The organism is Streptomyces sp. enrichment culture, from assembly GCF_964273255.1.
In the GTDB taxonomy this organism is placed as follows: Bacteria; Actinomycetota; Actinomycetes; order Streptomycetales; family Streptomycetaceae; genus Streptomyces.
Genome location: NZ_OZ186835.1, coordinates 6,104,131 through 6,120,000, shown reverse-complemented (window position 1 = coordinate 6,120,000; position 15,870 = coordinate 6,104,131). Strand labels below are relative to the sequence as shown.

The window sequence follows — 15,870 nt, the reverse complement described above, 5'->3', positions numbered from 1 at the left end:
CGCTGTTGAGTTCTCAAGGAACGGACGCTTCCTTCGTACTCACCCTTTCGGGCTTTCCTCCGGGCGCTTCCCTTCGGTGTTTCCGACTCTATCAGTGTTCTTCCGACCCTTTGACCATCACCTGCAGGCATGCAGAAGACGATCCCAGGAGTAGGATCTGACGAGTTGGTTTGCCTGCTGGGCAGGACGCTCGTTCGCGTCACTCATTCCCAAGCAGGAGTCACGACTGTACACGGGGTCGCGGACCGCGTGCAAATCCATTAGGGTATGTGGTCTAGACCTCTGGTTCGGATCTTCCGCCCGAACCGGCACGTCCCATGACATACGCTGCTGGACAGTGCGCGGTCCGGAACAGGTTGTGACCGCCACCCCTACAGATCTCCACCTGGGAGGCTTCCCATGACCACCGTGACCGCCCCGCTCGAAGGACGGGCCATCGGACTGGCAGCCGTGCCCGATCCTGTCTTCTCCGGGGCCATGGTCGGCCCGGGTACCGCGATCGACCCCGTACGGGAGCCCTCCACGGCCGTCTCCCCCGTCGACGGCGTCATCGTCTCGCTGCACCCGCACGCCTTCGTCGTCGTCGACGGCAGCGGGCACGGCGTCCTGACCCACCTCGGCATCGACACGGTCCAGCTCAACGGCGAGGGCTTCGAACTCCTGGTCAACAAGGGCGACACGGTCACCCGGGGCCAGAGCATCGTGCGGTGGGACCCCGCCGCCGTCGAGGCGGCGGGCAAGTCCCCGGTGTGCCCGGTCGTGGCGCTGGAGGCCACCGCGGACGCGCTCTCCGAGCTGCGGGAGAGTGACGACGTCAAGGCCGGTGACACCCTCTTCCTCTGGAAGTGACCACCGTGCCGGTGCCGTCGCTCCTGGCGTGACCGGCGAGAAGGACAAGCAACGCAGCGGCGGGGCGCGCCGCACTATCGGAGACGGGTGAGATGGAGACAACGCTGCAGGGCGTGGGCGTGAGCCACGGGGTGGCGATCGGCGAGGTGCGGCACATGGGCACGGCCGTGCTCGAACCGCCGGCCAGGCAGATCGCCGCGGACGAGGCGGAGCGCGAGCAGGGAAGGGCCCGCAAGGCCGTGGAGGCCGTCGCCGCCGACCTGACGGCGCGCGGCAACCTGGCGGGCGGCGAGGCCCAGGCCGTGCTCGAGGCGCAGGCGATGATGGCGCAGGACCCCGAGCTGATGACGGACGTGGAGCGGCGCATCACGTCCGGGAGCACGGCGGAGCGGGCGGTGTACGACGCGTTCGCGGCGTACCGGGAGCTGCTGGCCGGCGCCGGTGAGTACATGGCGGGCCGGGTCGCCGACCTCGACGACGTGCGGAACCGCATCGTGGCGCGGCTGCTGGGCGTGCCGATGCCGGGCGTTCCCGACAGCGACGAGCCGTATGTCCTGGTGGCCCGTGACCTGGCGCCGGCGGACACCGCGCTGCTCGATCCCACGCTGGTGCTCGGCTTCGTCACCGAGGAGGGCGGGCCCACCAGCCACAGTGCCATCCTGGCCCGGGCGCTCGGTGTCCCCGCCGTGGTCGCGCTGCCCGGCGCCGGTGAGCTCGCCGAGGGCACGGTGATCGCCGTGGACGGCAGCTCCGGTGAGATCTTCGTGAATCCGGGCGAGGAGAGGAAGGCCCGGCTGGAGGCGGCGGCCGCCGAGCGCAGGGCGGCACTGGCCTCGGCGACGGGGCCCGGTGCGACCGCCGACGGGCACAAGGTGCCGTTGCTGGCCAACATCGGCGGTCCGGCCGACGTGGAGGCCGCCGTGGCGGCGGGCGCCGAGGGTGTCGGTCTGTTCCGTACCGAGTTCCTGTTCCTGGACGACAGCAAGAACGCTCCGTCGCAGGAGAAGCAGGTCGCGGCCTACCGTCAGGTGCTGGAAGCGTTCCCCGAGGGCCGGGTCGTCGTGCGTGTGCTGGACGCTGGTGCGGACAAGCCGCTGGACTTCCTGACCCCGGCCGACGAGCCGAACCCCGCTCTGGGTGTGCGGGGCCTGCGGTCGCTGCTCGACCACCCGGAGGTGCTGCGGACGCAGCTGTCCGCGCTGGCCGAGGCGGCCGAAGGGCTGTCGGTCTACCTGGAGGTCATGGCCCCGATGGTGGCCGACCGCGCCGACGCCCGGGCGTTCGCCGAGGCGTGCCGGGAGGCCGGGCTGCGGGCGAAGGTCGGGGCGATGGTCGAGATCCCGTCGGCGGCCCTGCGGGCGCGTTCGGTGCTGCAGGAGGTGGAGTTCCTGTCGCTGGGGACGAACGACCTCGCCCAGTACACGTTCGCCGCCGACCGTCAGGTGGGTGCGGTGTCCCGGCTGCAGGATCCGTGGCAGCCCGCGCTGCTCGACCTGGTGGCGCTGTCCGCGGAGGCGGCGCGGGCCGAGGGCAAGAGCTGCGGTGTCTGCGGCGAGGCGGCGTCCGACCCGCTGCTGGCCTGTGTGCTGACCGGTCTGGGGGTCACCTCTCTGTCCATGGGGGCGGCGTCCATTCCGTATGTGCGGGCGACGCTGGCGCAGTACACGCTGGCGCAGTGCGAGCGGGCCGCGTCCGCGGCGCGCGCCGCGGACAGCGCCGAGGAGGCGCGTGACGCGGCCCGGTCGGTGCTGTCGGGCGAGTAGTCGGGCCCGTACCCGGGAGACGGCGGGCCGCTCGTGCGGCCCGGTGCAGGGGCACCTCCGTGTGGGGGTGCCCCTGCACCGTCCGTGGGTGCGCTCGCTCCGGTGCCGGTGCTCAGTGCCCGTGGAGCGGTCCCGGATCCGGGTCCCCGAGGTCAGGGGGTGCGCAGTAGTCGACGTTGGACTCGGGCGGGATGGGTTCCCCGGAGGCCGCGTCGGTGCAGTAGGCGTCGAAGACCTCGCCAGCGGTGAGCGGGACGAGGCCGTAGCCGCGCAGCCGCCAGCCGTGGACGCGGTCGGGGGCGCCGGGGGCGGTGACGCGGACGACGAGTCCGCCGGGGCTGTGGGTGGCGAGGCCGACCGCCAGGACGGCGGTGAACTCCAGTGCCTCCGCCTCGTCCGGGCCCGGAGTGCCGCTGGTGGGGCCGGCGTGTTCGGCGGGGTCGGTGTGGAGGACGGCGACGAGTGTCTCGTCCGGTCCGGCGACGCTGCACACCAGGTGCCGGCGGCCGGGCGGGGAGGTGTCCAGGATGCGGGTGAGGAGTCGGGAGGCGCGGGCGAAGGCCGCACGCCCGAGGTCCTCGCCGCAGGTGGCGCAGGCGCCGAGGCGGGCGAGGAGGGAGGCCGCGTAGTCCCAGGTGGCCCGGCGGACGGCTTCGTCGACGAGGGCGGGCACGAGGTCGGTGAGGGGTTCGCCGTCGTAGGGGACGGTCGGTCCGGTGGCAGCGATGTCGGCGGTGAACCGGGTGCGGCTGGCGGGGCTGTCGGGATCGAGGCCGCCGCGGGAGCAGTAGTCGGCGTACTCCTCGGGGTCGAAGAGGGCCAGGGTGGTGAAGCCGCCCTGCAGGGCCCGGGACCTGAGGAGGGCTTCCACGTGGTGCAGGTAGGTGGCGTGGTCCTGGAAGGCGAAGGTGCGGTAGCGCCGCATGGTGCGGAAGTCGTGCTCGTCGGTGAGCAGGCCGATGGTGCCCGCGATCTCACGGCGCAGGACGCGTCGCAGGGTGCGGTGGTCGGTGGCGGTCATGGGTCCCCCTGTGCTGCAGGTCGATCAATGCTCACTCACCGTAATCGGCGGCACTGACAATGGGTCCCTCGAGGAGGCGGCGGCCCCGGACCTCGCCGGTGTGCCGGCGGGTCCCTGGCGGGCGGTCCGCCCGGGCGCTCAGGCGCGCTTGCGGGCCAGGTCCTCGTAGAAGGCGAGGAGGCCGAGGTCGTCGATGGAGCCCGGGTTGACGGCCTTCTCCAGCGGGGTGCCCTGGAGGAGTCGTTTGACCGGGACCTCGATGCGCTTGCCGGTGAGGGTGTGCGGGACGCCGGGCACCTCGATGACCTCGTCGGGGACGTGGCGCGGTGACAGTTCGCGGCGGATGGTGGCCCTGATGCGGTCCAGCAGGGCGTCGTCGAGCACGGCGCCAGGGGCGAGGTGGACGAACAGCGGCATCCAGTAGCCGCCGTCGGGCTGCTCGATGCCGACGACGAGGGATTCCCTGATCTCGGGGAGCCGTTCGACGGCTTCGTAGATGTCGGCGGAGCCCATGCGCACGCCCTGGCGGTTGAGCGTGGAGTCCGACCGGCCGTGGATGATCACCGAGCCGCGGGAGGTGACGGTGATCCAGTCGCCGTGCCGCCACACGCCGGGGTACACGTCGAAGTAGCTGTCGTGGTAGCGGCTGCCGTCCGGGTCGTTCCAGAAGTGGACCGGCATCGACGGCATGGGGTTGGTGACCACGAGTTCGCCGACCTCGTCGGTCAGCGGACGGCCGCTGGGGTCCCAGGACTGGAGGTCGGTGCCCAGGCAGGGGGCCTGCAGCTCACCGATGTGGACGGGCAGGGTCGGGACGGCTCCGGCGAAGCAGGAGCAGACGTCCGTGCCGCCGCTGACGGAGGCGATCCACAAGTCGTCGCGGACCTCGTCGTGCAGCCACCTGAAGCCGTCGGGCGGGAGCGGTGAGCCGGTGGTGGCCACGCACTGTACGGCGGACAGGTCGAAGTCGCGCGAGGGGTGCACGCCGGCCTTGCGGCAGGCCATCACGTAGGCGGCGGAGGTGCCGTACAGGGTGGCGCCGGTGCGTTCGGCGATCCGCCACTGGGCGGCGGTGTCCGGGAAGCCGGGGCTGCCGTCGTACAGGACGAGCGTCGTGCCGGTGAGGAGGCCGGAGACGAGGAAGTTCCACATCATCCAGCCGGTCGACGTGTACCAGAAGAACCGGTCGTCCGGGCCGAGGTCACAGTGCAGGCCCAGTTGCTTGAGGTGTTCCAGCAGGATGCCGCCCTGGGACTGGACGATCGCCTTGGGCAGGCCGGTGGTGCCGGAGGAGTAGAGCACCCACAACGGGTGGTCGAAGGGCACGGGGTCGAAGACGGGTGCGGTGTCCGCGGAGGTCAGGGCCGCCCACTCCAGCGCGCCGTCCGGGGCGTCGGTGCCGAGCAGCGGGATGTGCACGACGGCGCGCAGGGTGGGCAGTTCGCGGCGCAGTTCGGCGACGACGTCCCGGCGGTCGTGCTCCTTGCCGCCGTAGCGGTAGCCGTCGACGGTGAACAGGACGACCGGCTCGACCTGCTGGAAGCGGTCGAGGACGCTGCGGGCGCCGAAGTCGGGCGCGCAGGAGGTCCATACGCCGCCGAGGGCGGCCGTGGCGAGGAGGGCGACGACGGCCTGCGGGATGTTGGGCAGGTAGCCGCTGACGCGGTCGCCGGGGCGCACGCCCAGGGCGCGCAGTTCGGCGGCCAGGGAGCCGACCTGGCGGTTGAGTTCGGACCAGGTGACGGGGCGTGGCTCGTGCGTCTCGTCGACGTGCAGCAGGGCGGGGGCGTCGGGGCGGTCCGCGGCTGCGCGCAGGGCGTGCTCGGCGTAGTTGAGCGTGGCTCCGGGGAACCACTGGGCGCCCGGCATGGAGCGGTCGGCGAGGACGCGCGTGGGAGGCGTCGTGAAGCGGACGTCGAACCATTGGGCGACGGCCGTCCAGAACGTCTCGAGCTCGTCCACGGACCAGCGGTGCAGGGCCGCGTAGCCGCCCTCGGCGGGGGCATCGTGGTGCTGGGCGGCCCACGCCTGGAACCGGGTGATCCGCGCGCGGGCGATTCGTTCCGGATCGGGCTGCCAGAGGGGCTGGTCGTTCGCGGTCGGCATTGCGGCTCCCGGACTGTGCGCATGGTGTGCGTCCCGCGCGCACGGGCTGGGGTGTGCGCGTGACGCGGCTGACAGGGACGATGCCATGTGATCGACTTCCGCACCAGGGTGCCCCGCGTGATCCGTGGCGTGCGGGTGTGCTCCCTTCGTGGGTGAACGGCAGTTGAACGGCACGTCTGCGGGGAGCGGCGAGTGGCAGGGTGAACAGCATGGACGGTCGTGACCTGGTGCGTTCGGTGCGGTCGGTCGGCTCGTCGGGGGCGGCTCGGGGGGTGCGGACCGTGCGGGCGGCGTGGCGCCGGTGGCGCGCGGACGCCGCGGGGCTGCCCGCCCGCGGTCGTGAACGGGCGCGGACGCCGGGCGTGGTCCGGGAGGTGGTGCCGGGGCCGGGCGGGGGCGTGGTGCGGTTCACCCGTTCCGAGGTGCGCGTACTGGTCGCGGTGAACGGGGCGGTCTTCTGGGGCTGGGACGGGGCGGCTGCCGAACCGTCGTACGCGCTGGCCGGGGCGTGTCCGGAGCCGGATCCGCGGGCGGTGCTCGAACCGGACACGGACGGCGGCTGGCGGGTGGTGGCCGAGCGGGTGACCGTGGCCGTGTCCCGGGAGGGTGCGGTGGCGGTGCTCACCCCGGGTGGTGTGCTGCTGCGCCGGGAGTCTCCGCCCCGCTGGTGGGAGCCCGAGGGCGGGGGCCCGGCCCGTTGGATGCTGCGTGCGGAGGTGCCGGCCGACGCCCGTTTCTTCGGGCTGGGCGGGCAGGCATCGGGGCCCCGGCTGCGCTCGGGCCGGTACCGGCTGTGGAACGCCGGCCCCGGGGGTGCCGCGGGGACCGGTGAGGCGTCCGCGCACGTCACGATGCCGCTCCAGATGGTGGTGGCCGACGCGGGCACGCATCTGGTCTTCCACGACACCACGTGGGACGGCACGGTGACGCTGCGGGAGGGTGAGGAGGGCAACGGCTCGGGGCACGACCGGGCCGGGACGAGTGAGCTGCGGGTGGACGGGGGGCCGCTGCGCTGCTGGGTGCTGGTGGGGACGCCGGCGCGGGTGCTGCTGGCGTGGGCCTCGCTGAGCGGTGCGCCCGCGGTGCCGCCCGCGTGGGCGTTCGGCCACCATCACGTGGTGGCCGGGGCCGTCGACGAGGCGGAGGTCCGCGAGATCGTGGCCGCGCACCGCGAGCGGGGGCTGCCGCTGGACGCCGTGCACCTCGGTGCGTCCCACCTGGACCGGCACCGGGCGTTCACCGTGGACCGGCACCGGTTCCCCGGTCTGGCGGACCTGGCGGAGGCGTTGCGGCAGGACGGTGTGCGGCTGGTGTCGGCCGTCGCCCCGGCGGTGGGGGTGGGACGTGCCGACGAGGTCCACGCGGCGGGCGCGGCCGCGGACGTGTTCGTGCGGGACGCGTCGGGCGCGGTGGTGCGGGGCGTGGGCGAGGCGGGGGACGTCGTCTTCCCGGACTTCACCGATTCGCGGGTGCGGGGCTGGTGGGGCGGCCTGTACGGGGACGGCGTGGCGCAGGGGTTCGCGGGCTTCTGGCACGAGGCGGACGAGCCGGCGTCGTGCGCGGCCTTCGGCGGGGCGGGCCTGCCCCGGTCGGCGCGCCATGCCCTGGACGGCGCGGGCGGGGACCATCGCGAGGCCCACAACGTGTACGCGCTGTGCATGGCCCGGGCCGCGTACGAGGGGCTGCGGCGGTCGTCGCCCGACGAGCGGCCGTGGATCGTCTCGCGGTCGGGGTGGGCGGGGCAGCAGCGGTACGCGGGGGTGCGGCCGGGGGCGGTGCCGGCGGACTGGGCGGGGCTGCGGGCGTCGTTGGCGCTGGTGGTGGGGCTCGGTCTGTGCGGCGTCCCCTTCTCGGGTGCGGACGTCGGCGGGGCCGGTGCCGAGGTGTCCGGGGAACTGTACGTGCGGTGGCTGCAGTTGGGGGCGTATCTGCCGCTGCTGCGCACCCGTGGGGAGCCGCCGGCCGGGGGTGCGCACGGGGGCGGGCCGGGCGTCGGCGTGGCGTCCGCGGTCCGGGCGGCGCTGCTGGAGCGGCGGCGTCTGCTGCCGTACGTGACGACGCTGGCCCGGCTGGCCCGGCGCACGGGGGCGCCGGTGGTGCGGCCGGTGTGGTGGTCGGCGCCGGAGGACCGTGTGCTGCGCGACTGCGAGGACGCCTTCCTGCTGGGGGACGCCCTGCTGGTGGCGCCGGTGCTGGAGCCCGGTGCCACCGGCAGGGTCGTGCCGCTGCCGCGCGGGCGCTGGTACGACACGGCGACGGGGCGGGCGTACGAGGGTCCGGCCCGGGTGACGGCCGGGGCGCCGCCGGAGCGGATACCGGTGTTCGCCCGGGCCGGGGCGGTGCTGCCGGTGCGGGGTGCGCACGGCGGGCTGGAACTCGAGGTCTGGGCACCCGCCCGGGGCCGCACGGGCGGCGGCACGGTGGTGCCGGACGCCGGTGACGGGTGGAAGGAGCCGGAGCCGGAGCGGTACAGCGTGCGGTGGGCGGGGCACCGGCTCGTCGTCGAGCGCGAGGGCGGCCTGGGCGGGGCGGAGCCGCCCCACCCGGTGCGGCTGCGCGGTGACGGGCCGCGCTGACGTGGGCGGTCGCGGGGCGGGGCGGCAGGTGCGCCCGGGTCAGATGTAGCGGCCCTCGAACCAGGCGCGGGCGGCGAGGGTGTGCAGCGGGAAGGCCAGTTCCTCCGGGCGGCGGAGCAGGCGGCGGCCGTCGGTCTCGTCGGTGGCGGCGAAGGGCGGCAGGACGTCGGCGGAGCGTTCCGGGAGGAGCCCGAACAGGAGCAGGTGGCCGTCCGGGGAGCTCATGGCGTCCGCGAGCCGCACGTCGCGCGGGGCCGCGTCGATGCCGGTCTCCTCCAGGAGTTCGCGCACCACGGCCTGCCGCCAGTCCTCCCGGTCGTCGACGAAGCCGCCGGGCAGCGCCACCTGGCCGCGCGCGGGGGGCACGGTACGGGTGATGACGACCAGGCCGGTGCCCTGGGTGTCGTACACGGGCTGGAGGGCCACCGCGACGGGCAGCGGGTTGCGGTAGGCCGTGGTGCCGCAGGCCGGACAGGTGCGCGGCCAGCCGGAGACGCCCTCTCCGTAGGGCGTGCCGCAGCTCGAACAGTGGGAGCCCGGCGCGGGCCCGGGGGCGGGTGGGTGAGTTGTGGACACGCGCGGACTGTATCCGATCATCGGACCGTCGGTTCGGTGCCGGGCGCGTCGCGCCGCCGAGGGGGCGGCAACCGGTGCGGTCGGCGACCTTGACGCCCCCCGGGCGCCGGTGAACACTTCCCGTGTCGGTCGGCACCGCCGCTCGTCCCGGCGCTTCTCCAGCACGCCGCAGCGGGGCCCCACGGGCCGGGGCCCGCTCCCCACGGGCGGTGCCAGGACCACGGCACGCTCGTCACGGAGGCCGGGCGGGGCACGGGAGGTCCCCGTCCTCGGCCGACGCCGCCATGGGAAACGCATCCTGCACGTGAGGTCCGGGACGAGGCGCTCCCGGGCCGGGCCGAGGAGCCGCCATGAGCAATGGAGACGTATTCGTCGGGGAGATCATCGGTACCGCGATCCTCATCCTCTTCGGTGCGGGGGTCGTCGCGGCGGTCGTCCTCAATCATTCGAAGGCGAAGGACGCCGGCTGGGTCGTCATCGCCCTGGGCTGGGGTTTCGGTGTGATGGCGGGGGCCTACACCGCCGCGCCGCTGTCCGGCGGGCACCTCAACCCGGCGGTCACCCTGGGCATCGCCATCGACACCGGCACCTGGGACCAGGTCCACGTGTACGTGGCCGGGCAGTTGGTGGGCGCGATGCTCGGCGCGGTGCTGTGCTGGCTGGTCTACTACGCGCAGTTCCGGGCCAACGCGGACGAGGACCTGGCCCAGCCGACGCTCGGTGTCTTCGCCACGACGCCGGCGATCCGCCATCCCCTCGCCAACCTCGTCACCGAGATCATCGCGACCGTGGGTCTGGTGCTGCCGGTGCTGGCCTTCGGTCTGACCGAGGGGCTCGGCGAGTCCGGTACGTCGATCCTGATCGTGTCGTTCCTGGTGGTCGGCATCGGCCTCTCGCTCGGCGGTCCGACCGGGTACGCCATCAATCCCGCCCGCGACCTGGGGCCGCGCGTGGTGCACGCGCTGCTGCCGATCCCCAACAAGGGCACCTCGGACTGGGGTTACGCCTGGGTTCCCGTGGTGGGGCCCCTGATCGGGGCGGCCCTGTCCGGGGTCGTCTTCAACGCAGCCTTCTGAACGAACCGACGAAGGGGACGTCATGACGGACAAGTTCGTCGCCGCGATCGATCAGGGCACCACCTCCAGTCGTTGCATCGTCTTCGACCAGCACGGCGCGATCGTCGCCGTGGACCAGCGGGAGCACCGCCAGATCTTCCCGAAGCCCGGCTGGGTGGAGCACGACGCCACCGAGATCTGGTCCAAGGTGCAGGCGGTGGTGGCCGGGGCGCTCGCGAAGGCCGGTCTGCGGGCCGACGAGCTGAGCGCGCTGGGCATCACCAACCAGCGGGAGACCACGGTGCTGTGGGACCGCAGCACGGGCAAGCCGGTGCACAACGCGATCGTGTGGCAGGACACGCGGACGGCCGCGCTCTGTCACCGACTGGGCGGCACCGACGGGCAGGACCGTTTCCGCGAGGCGACGGGGCTGCCGCTGGCCAGCTACTTCTCCGGGCCCAAGGCGGCCTGGCTGCTGGACAACGTGCCGGGGCTGAGGGCCCGGGCGGTCAACGGCGAGATCGCGTTCGGCACCATCGACTCCTGGCTGATCTGGAACCTGACGGGCGGCACGGACGGCGGCCGGCACGTCACGGACGTGACCAACGCGGGCCGGACGATGCTGATGAACCTGCACACGCTCCAGTGGGACCCGGCGATCCTGGCGGCGATGGACGTGCCCGAGGCGGTCCTGCCGGAGATCCGCTCCTCGGCGGAGGTCTACGGCACCGCCGTGGGCCGACTCGCGGGCGTGCCGGTGGCGTCGGCGCTCGGGGACCAGCAGGCCGCGGTGTTCGGCCAGGCCTGCTACGAGGTGGGCACGGCGAAGAACACCTACGGCACCGGCAGCTTCCTGCTGCTGAACACGGGGGACCGGCCGGTGCCGTCCAAGAGCGGGCTGCTGACCACGATGGGCTACAAGATCGGTGACGAGGCGCCCGTCTACTGCCTGGAGGGGTCGATCGCCATCACGGGGGCGCTGGTCCAGTGGTTCCGCGACCAGCTCGGCATCATCCGCAGCGCGGACGAGATCGAGCCGCTGGCGGCGAGCGTGGAGGACAACGGTGGCTCGTACGTGGTCCCCGCGTTCTCCGGCCTGTTCGCGCCCTACTGGCGTTCGGACGCGCGGGGCGTGGTGACCGGGCTGACCCGCTACGTCACCAAGGCGCACCTCGCGCGGGCGGTGCTGGAGGCGACGAGCTGGCAGACCCGGGAGGTGGTGGACGCCATGTACCAGGACTCCGGGGTCCGGATCAGCACCCTGAAGGTCGACGGCGGCATGACGCGGAACAACCTGCTGATGCAGCATCAGGCCGACGTGCTCGGCGTGCCGGTGATCCGGCCCAGGGTGTCCGAGACGACCTGCCTGGGGGCCGCGTACGCCGCCGGGCTCGCCACGGGGGTGTGGAACGGGCTCGACGAGCTCACGTCCCACTGGCAGAGGGACGCCGAGTGGGAGCCGTCCATGGCGGCCGCGGTGCGCGAGCGCGAGTACCGCAACTGGCGCCGGGCCGTGGAGCGGAGCTTCGGCTGGATCGAGGAGGGCGACGACTGACCGGCGTCCCCGCGTGGGGCCGTCCCGCGTGGTCCTGCCGCCGCGGCGCGGCGGGACCACGGGCGGCGGCTCCGGTGACGGCCGCCGGGGCGCGTCAGGTGGTGACCGCGGGGCGGCTGCGCGCGGCCTGGGTCATGGCGTGCCGGACCACGCCGACCAGGACCTCCTTGACCGACTCGCGGGCCCGGGCGTCGCACATCAGCAGGGGGACGTGGTCGTCCAGGTCGAGCGCCTGCCGGACGTCCTCGGCGGGGTGACGGTCCGCTCCCTCGAAGCAGTTGACGCCGACGACGAAGGGGATGGCGCGGCGTTCGAAGTAGTCGACGGCGGCGAAGCAGTCCTCCAGCCGCCGGGTGTCGGCGAGGACGACGGCGCCGAGGGCGCCCTCGGACAGTTCGTCCCACATGAACCAGAACCGTTCCTGGCCGGGGGTGCCGAACAGGTACAGCACGAGGTCCTCGCGCAGGGTGATGCGGCCGAAGTCCATGGCCACGGTGGTGGTGTTCTTCGCCTCCACCCCGCGGACGTCGTCGACCGGGCGCCCGGCCTCGGTGAGCAGCTCCTCGGTGCGCAGCGGCCGGATCTCGCTGACCGCGCCGACGAGGGTGGTCTTGCCCACGCCGAAGCCGCCGGCCACGAGGATCTTGAGCGTGACGGGCTCGACCGGGGGCTTGCCGCGCTCGGAACGGCCGAAGATCATCGGTCTTCTCTCCTGCTCGACGGGGCGGCCGGCGGGCCGTAGCCGCCGCCGCCGGGGGTTTCGATGACGAGGACGTCCCCGGGCCGGACCTCGGCCGAGTCGCTCCCGGCGAGGGGGAGGACGCTGCCGTCCGCCCGTTCGATCCGGTTGGCTCCGGGCGCCCCGGGCTCGCCGCCGGCCATGCCGTAGGGCGGGACCCGGCGGTGCTGGGACAGGGTGGAGACGGTCATGGGCTCCAGGAAGCGGAGGCGGCGCACCGCGCCGTCCCCGCCGCGCCACCGTCCGGCGCCGCCACTGCCCCGGCGGACGGCGAACTCCTCGAGCCGGACCGGCAGCCGCCATTCGAGCACCTCGGGGTCGGTGAGCCGCGAGTTGGTCATGTGGGTCTGCACGACACTGGCACCGGGGAAGCCGTCGCCGGCACCGGATCCGGAGGCGAGGGTCTCGTAGTACTGGTGGCGGTCGTTGCCGAAGGTGACGTTGTTCATGGTGCCGGACCCCTCCGCCTGGACGCCGAGCGCGGCGTAGAGGGCGCCGGTGATGGCCTGCGAGGTCTCGACGTTGCCCGCGACGACGGCCGCCGGCGGCTCGGGCGCCAGCATGGACCCGGGCGGCACGACGATCGTCAGGGGGCGCAGACAGCCGTCGTTGAGGGGGATGTCGTCGGCGACGAGGGTGCGGAAGACGTACAGCACGGCCGCGTTGACGACGGCGAACGGGGCGTTGAAGTTGGTGGGCAGCTGCGCGGACGTCCCGGTGAAGTCGACGGTCGCCGAGCGCCGGGCGCGGTCCACGGCCACGCGCACGCGGATGACGGCGCCCGAGTCGGTCTCGTAGGTGTACGCGCCGTCGTCGAGGGTGTCGATGACGCGCCGGACCGCCTCCTCGGCGTTGTCCTGGACGTGCCGCATGTACGCCTGGACGACGTCGAGGCCGAAGACGTCGATCATGCGGCGGACCTCGTCGACGCCCTTCTGGTTGGCGGCGATCTGGGCCCGCAGGTCGGCGAGGTTGGTCGCCGGGTTGCGGGAGGGGTGGGGTGCCCCGGTCAGCAGGCGGAGGGTCTCCTCCTCCCGGAGGCGACCGTCCTCGGCGAGCAGCCAGGTGTCGAAGAGGACGCCCTCCTCCTCGATGGTGCGGCTGCCGGCGGGCATGGAGCCGGGGGCGATGCCGCCGATCTCGGCGTGGTGGCCGCGTGAGGCGACGTGGAACAGCACCTCGGGCGCCTCGTCCGTGCCGCCGTCCGCCGCGGTGGCGTCGGGGCGGGCGGGGCGGGTGCCGAAGACGGGGGTGATCACGGTGACGTCGGGCAGGTGGGTGCCGCCGTGGTACGGGTCGTTGACGGCGTAGGTGTCGCCGGGGCGCATGCGGGGGCCGCGCCGCCGGATGACCCCCTTGACGCTGGTGCCCATGGAGCCCAGGTGGACGGGGATGTGGGGCGCGTTGGCGACGAGGTTGCCGTCCGGGTCGAACAGGGCGCAGGAGAAGTCCAGGCGCTCCTTGATGTTGACGGACTGGGCGGTCGACTCCAGGCGGGCGCCCATCTGTTCGGCGATCGACATGAAGAGGTTGTTGAAGACCTCCAGGAGCACCGGGTCCGCCCGTGTGACGGCGTCGGAACTCTGTGTGACCGTCACGCGTTCCATGACCAGGTGCCCGTCGTCCGTGGCGGCGGCGCGCCAGCCGTCGTCGACGACGGTGGTCGAGCCGGCCTCGGTGATGATCGCGGGTCCGGTGACGGTCCCGCCGGGAGGGAGTTCCTCCCGGTGGTACAGGGGGACGTCGCGCCACGCGCCGCCGGTGTGGAGCCGGACGGTCCGCGGTGGCCCGGCGGCCCGGGTGCGAGGGGCGAGCGACGAGAGATCGGGGGGTTCGGTGCGGCCGGTGGCTTCGACGGAGAGGGCTTCGACCACGAGGGGGCGGTCGAGGGTGAAGGAGTACGTGGCGCGGTGACGGTCCTCGAAGGCGCGACGCATCGCCCCGGGAGGGACCAGTTCCACGGTCAGCGTGGTGTCGGTGCCGTCGTAGCGGAGCTGGGCGCGGCGGGTGACCTCGATCCGGTCGTCCGGGACGTCCTCGGCGCGCAGTTCGGCGCGGGCGGCGGCCTCCAGGTCGTCGGCGGTCCGCTCGACGCCCGGCATCGAGGCAGGTTCCAGCGGTGCCTCGACGGACTGCTCGCGCATGGCCGTGGTGTCGGCGAGCCCGATGCCGAGGGCGGAGAGGACGCCCGCGGCGGGCGGCACGAGGACGGTGCGGATGCCGAGCGATTCGGCCACCTTGCAGGCGTGCTGGCCGCCGGCGCCCCCGAAGGTCGTCAGGGCGTAGCGGGTGACGTCGTGGCCCTTCTGCACGGAGATCCGCTTGACCGCGGCCGCGATGTTGGCGACGGCGATCCGCAGATAGCCCTCGGCGACCTGTTCCGGGGTGCGGTCGTCCCCGGTCCGCTCACGGATCTCGCGGGCGAGGGCGGTGAAGCGGTCCCGCACGAGCGCGGTGTCGAGCGGCTGGTCGCGGTCCGGGCCGAAGACGGCCGGGAAGTGCGCCGCCTGGATGCGGCCGAGCATCACGTTGGCGTCGGTGACGGCGAGCGGCCCGCCGCCCCGGTAGCAGGCCGGCCCCGGGTCGGCGCCCGCCGAGTCGGGGCCGACCCGGTAGCGGGAGCCGTCGAAGTGCAGGACGGAACCGCCGCCGGCGGCGACGGTGTGGATGTCCAGCATGGGCGCGCGCAGCCGGACGCCGGCGATCAGGGTGGTGAAGACGCGTTCGTACTCGCCCGCGAAGTGCGAGACGTCGGTGGAGGTGCCGCCCATGTCGAAGCCGATGACGCGGTCGAATCCGGCGAGCTGCGACATGCGTGCCATCCCGACGATGCCGCCGGCCGGTCCGGAGAGGATGGCGTCCTTGCCGCGGAACTGCCCGGCCTCGGTGAGCCCTCCGTTGGACTGCATGAACATCAGGCGCGCCCCGCCGAGGGCGTCGGCGACGCGCCGGACGTGACGGCGCAGCCCGGGCGAGAGGTAGGCGTCGACGACGGCGGTGTCTCCCCGGGGCACCAGTTTCATCAGCGGGCTGACCTCGCTGGACAGGGAGATCTGCGGGAAGCCGATGCGGGCGGCGAGGTCCCCCACGGCCCGTTCGTGGGCGGGGTGGAGGTGGCTGTGCAGGCAGACCACGGCCACGGCCCGGATGCCGTCGTCGTACGCCTGCCGCAGCGGTCCGGCCAGGGCGTCGAGGTCGGGCGGCCGCAGCACGGTGCCGTCGGCGGCGATCCGTTCGTCGACCTCGACGACCCGTTCGTGCAGCATCTCGGGCAGGTCGATGCGGCGGGCGAAGATGTGCGGGCGGTTCTGGTAGGCGATGCGCAGGGCGTCGCCGAAGCCCCGGGTGATGACGAGCAGGGTGCGTTCGCCGGTGTGTTCCAGGAGCGCGTTGGTGGCGACGGTCGTCCCCATGCGGACGGCCTCGACCGGCTCCCCCGAGTCCCCGAGGAGCTGCCGGATGCCCGCGACCGCCGCGTCGGCGGGCGCCGCGGCACCCGGGGAGGCGGCGGCCGGGGTGTCGGAGAGCACCTTGCGGGTGAACAGCCGGCCGTCGGGCCGGCGCGCGACGATGTCGGTGAACGTGCCGCCCCGGTCGACCCAGAACTGCCAGCCGGTCATGTCAGTACCC

General features: G+C 73.7%; 9 protein-coding genes and 1 pseudogene. 5 read left to right on the top strand and 5 right to left on the bottom strand.

Annotated elements, in window-relative coordinates:
- Positions 1 to 399: 399 nt before the first annotated feature.
- Both ACSU53_RS26675 and ptsP read left to right on the top strand, forming a co-directional pair.
- A complete protein-coding gene (locus tag ACSU53_RS26675; RefSeq protein WP_362093528.1) occupies positions 400 to 849 on the top strand; it encodes a PTS sugar transporter subunit IIA in 450 nt (149 codons plus the stop codon).
- A 92-nt stretch (positions 850 to 941) separates the two neighbouring features.
- Positions 942 to 2,612 (top strand): phosphoenolpyruvate--protein phosphotransferase, encoded by a 1,671-nt coding sequence (gene ptsP / locus ACSU53_RS26670; RefSeq protein ID WP_437031737.1) that lies wholly within the window; start codon positions 942 to 944, stop codon positions 2,610 to 2,612.
- A 112-nt stretch (positions 2,613 to 2,724) separates the two neighbouring features.
- On the opposite strand, the gene ACSU53_RS26665 is transcribed toward ptsP, so the two are convergent.
- Entirely contained in the window at positions 2,725 to 3,633 is a 909-nt protein-coding gene (locus ACSU53_RS26665; RefSeq protein ID WP_437031735.1) for a hypothetical protein, read from the bottom strand.
- A 138-nt stretch (positions 3,634 to 3,771) separates the two neighbouring features.
- Entirely contained in the window at positions 3,772 to 5,739 is a 1,968-nt protein-coding gene (locus ACSU53_RS26660; protein ID WP_437031733.1) for an acetoacetate--CoA ligase, read from the bottom strand.
- Positions 5,740 to 5,948: 209 nt separating this feature from the next.
- On the opposite strand from ACSU53_RS26660, the gene ACSU53_RS26655 reads away from it, so the two are divergent.
- Entirely contained in the window at positions 5,949 to 8,315 is a 2,367-nt protein-coding gene (locus ACSU53_RS26655; RefSeq protein WP_437031731.1) for a glycoside hydrolase family 31 protein, read from the top strand.
- A 39-nt stretch (positions 8,316 to 8,354) separates the two neighbouring features.
- Here the strand turns inward: ACSU53_RS26655 and ACSU53_RS26650 are convergent, their stop codons facing one another.
- Positions 8,355 to 8,912 carry an NUDIX domain-containing protein gene (locus tag ACSU53_RS26650; RefSeq protein ID WP_437031729.1) on the bottom strand — a complete coding sequence of 186 codons (558 nt, stop codon included), beginning with the start codon at positions 8,910 to 8,912 and terminating at the stop codon, positions 8,355 to 8,357.
- A gap of 329 nt (positions 8,913 to 9,241) precedes the next feature.
- Between ACSU53_RS26650 and ACSU53_RS26645 the strand changes: the two genes are divergently transcribed.
- Together ACSU53_RS26645 and glpK are read left to right on the top strand one after the other, a co-directional pair.
- Positions 9,242 to 9,967: an MIP/aquaporin family protein gene (locus ACSU53_RS26645; RefSeq protein WP_437031727.1), complete on the top strand. Its 726-nt coding sequence runs from the start codon at positions 9,242 to 9,244 to the stop codon at positions 9,965 to 9,967.
- A 22-nt stretch (positions 9,968 to 9,989) separates the two neighbouring features.
- Positions 9,990 to 11,501, top strand: coding sequence for a glycerol kinase GlpK (gene glpK / locus ACSU53_RS26640; RefSeq protein ID WP_437031725.1), 1,512 nt, complete (start codon positions 9,990 to 9,992; stop codon positions 11,499 to 11,501).
- A 94-nt stretch (positions 11,502 to 11,595) separates the two neighbouring features.
- On the opposite strand, the gene ACSU53_RS26635 is transcribed toward glpK, so the two are convergent.
- Positions 11,596 to 12,201: a GTP-binding protein gene (locus ACSU53_RS26635; protein ID WP_437033427.1), complete on the bottom strand. Its 606-nt coding sequence runs from the start codon at positions 12,199 to 12,201 to the stop codon at positions 11,596 to 11,598.
- Positions 12,185 to 15,860: pseudogene (locus ACSU53_RS26630) on the bottom strand (hydantoinase B/oxoprolinase family protein); the annotation flags it as partial. The pseudogene ACSU53_RS26630 and the gene ACSU53_RS26635, both read right to left, overlap by 17 nt.
- Between the last annotated feature and the right edge of the window lie 10 nt (positions 15,861 to 15,870).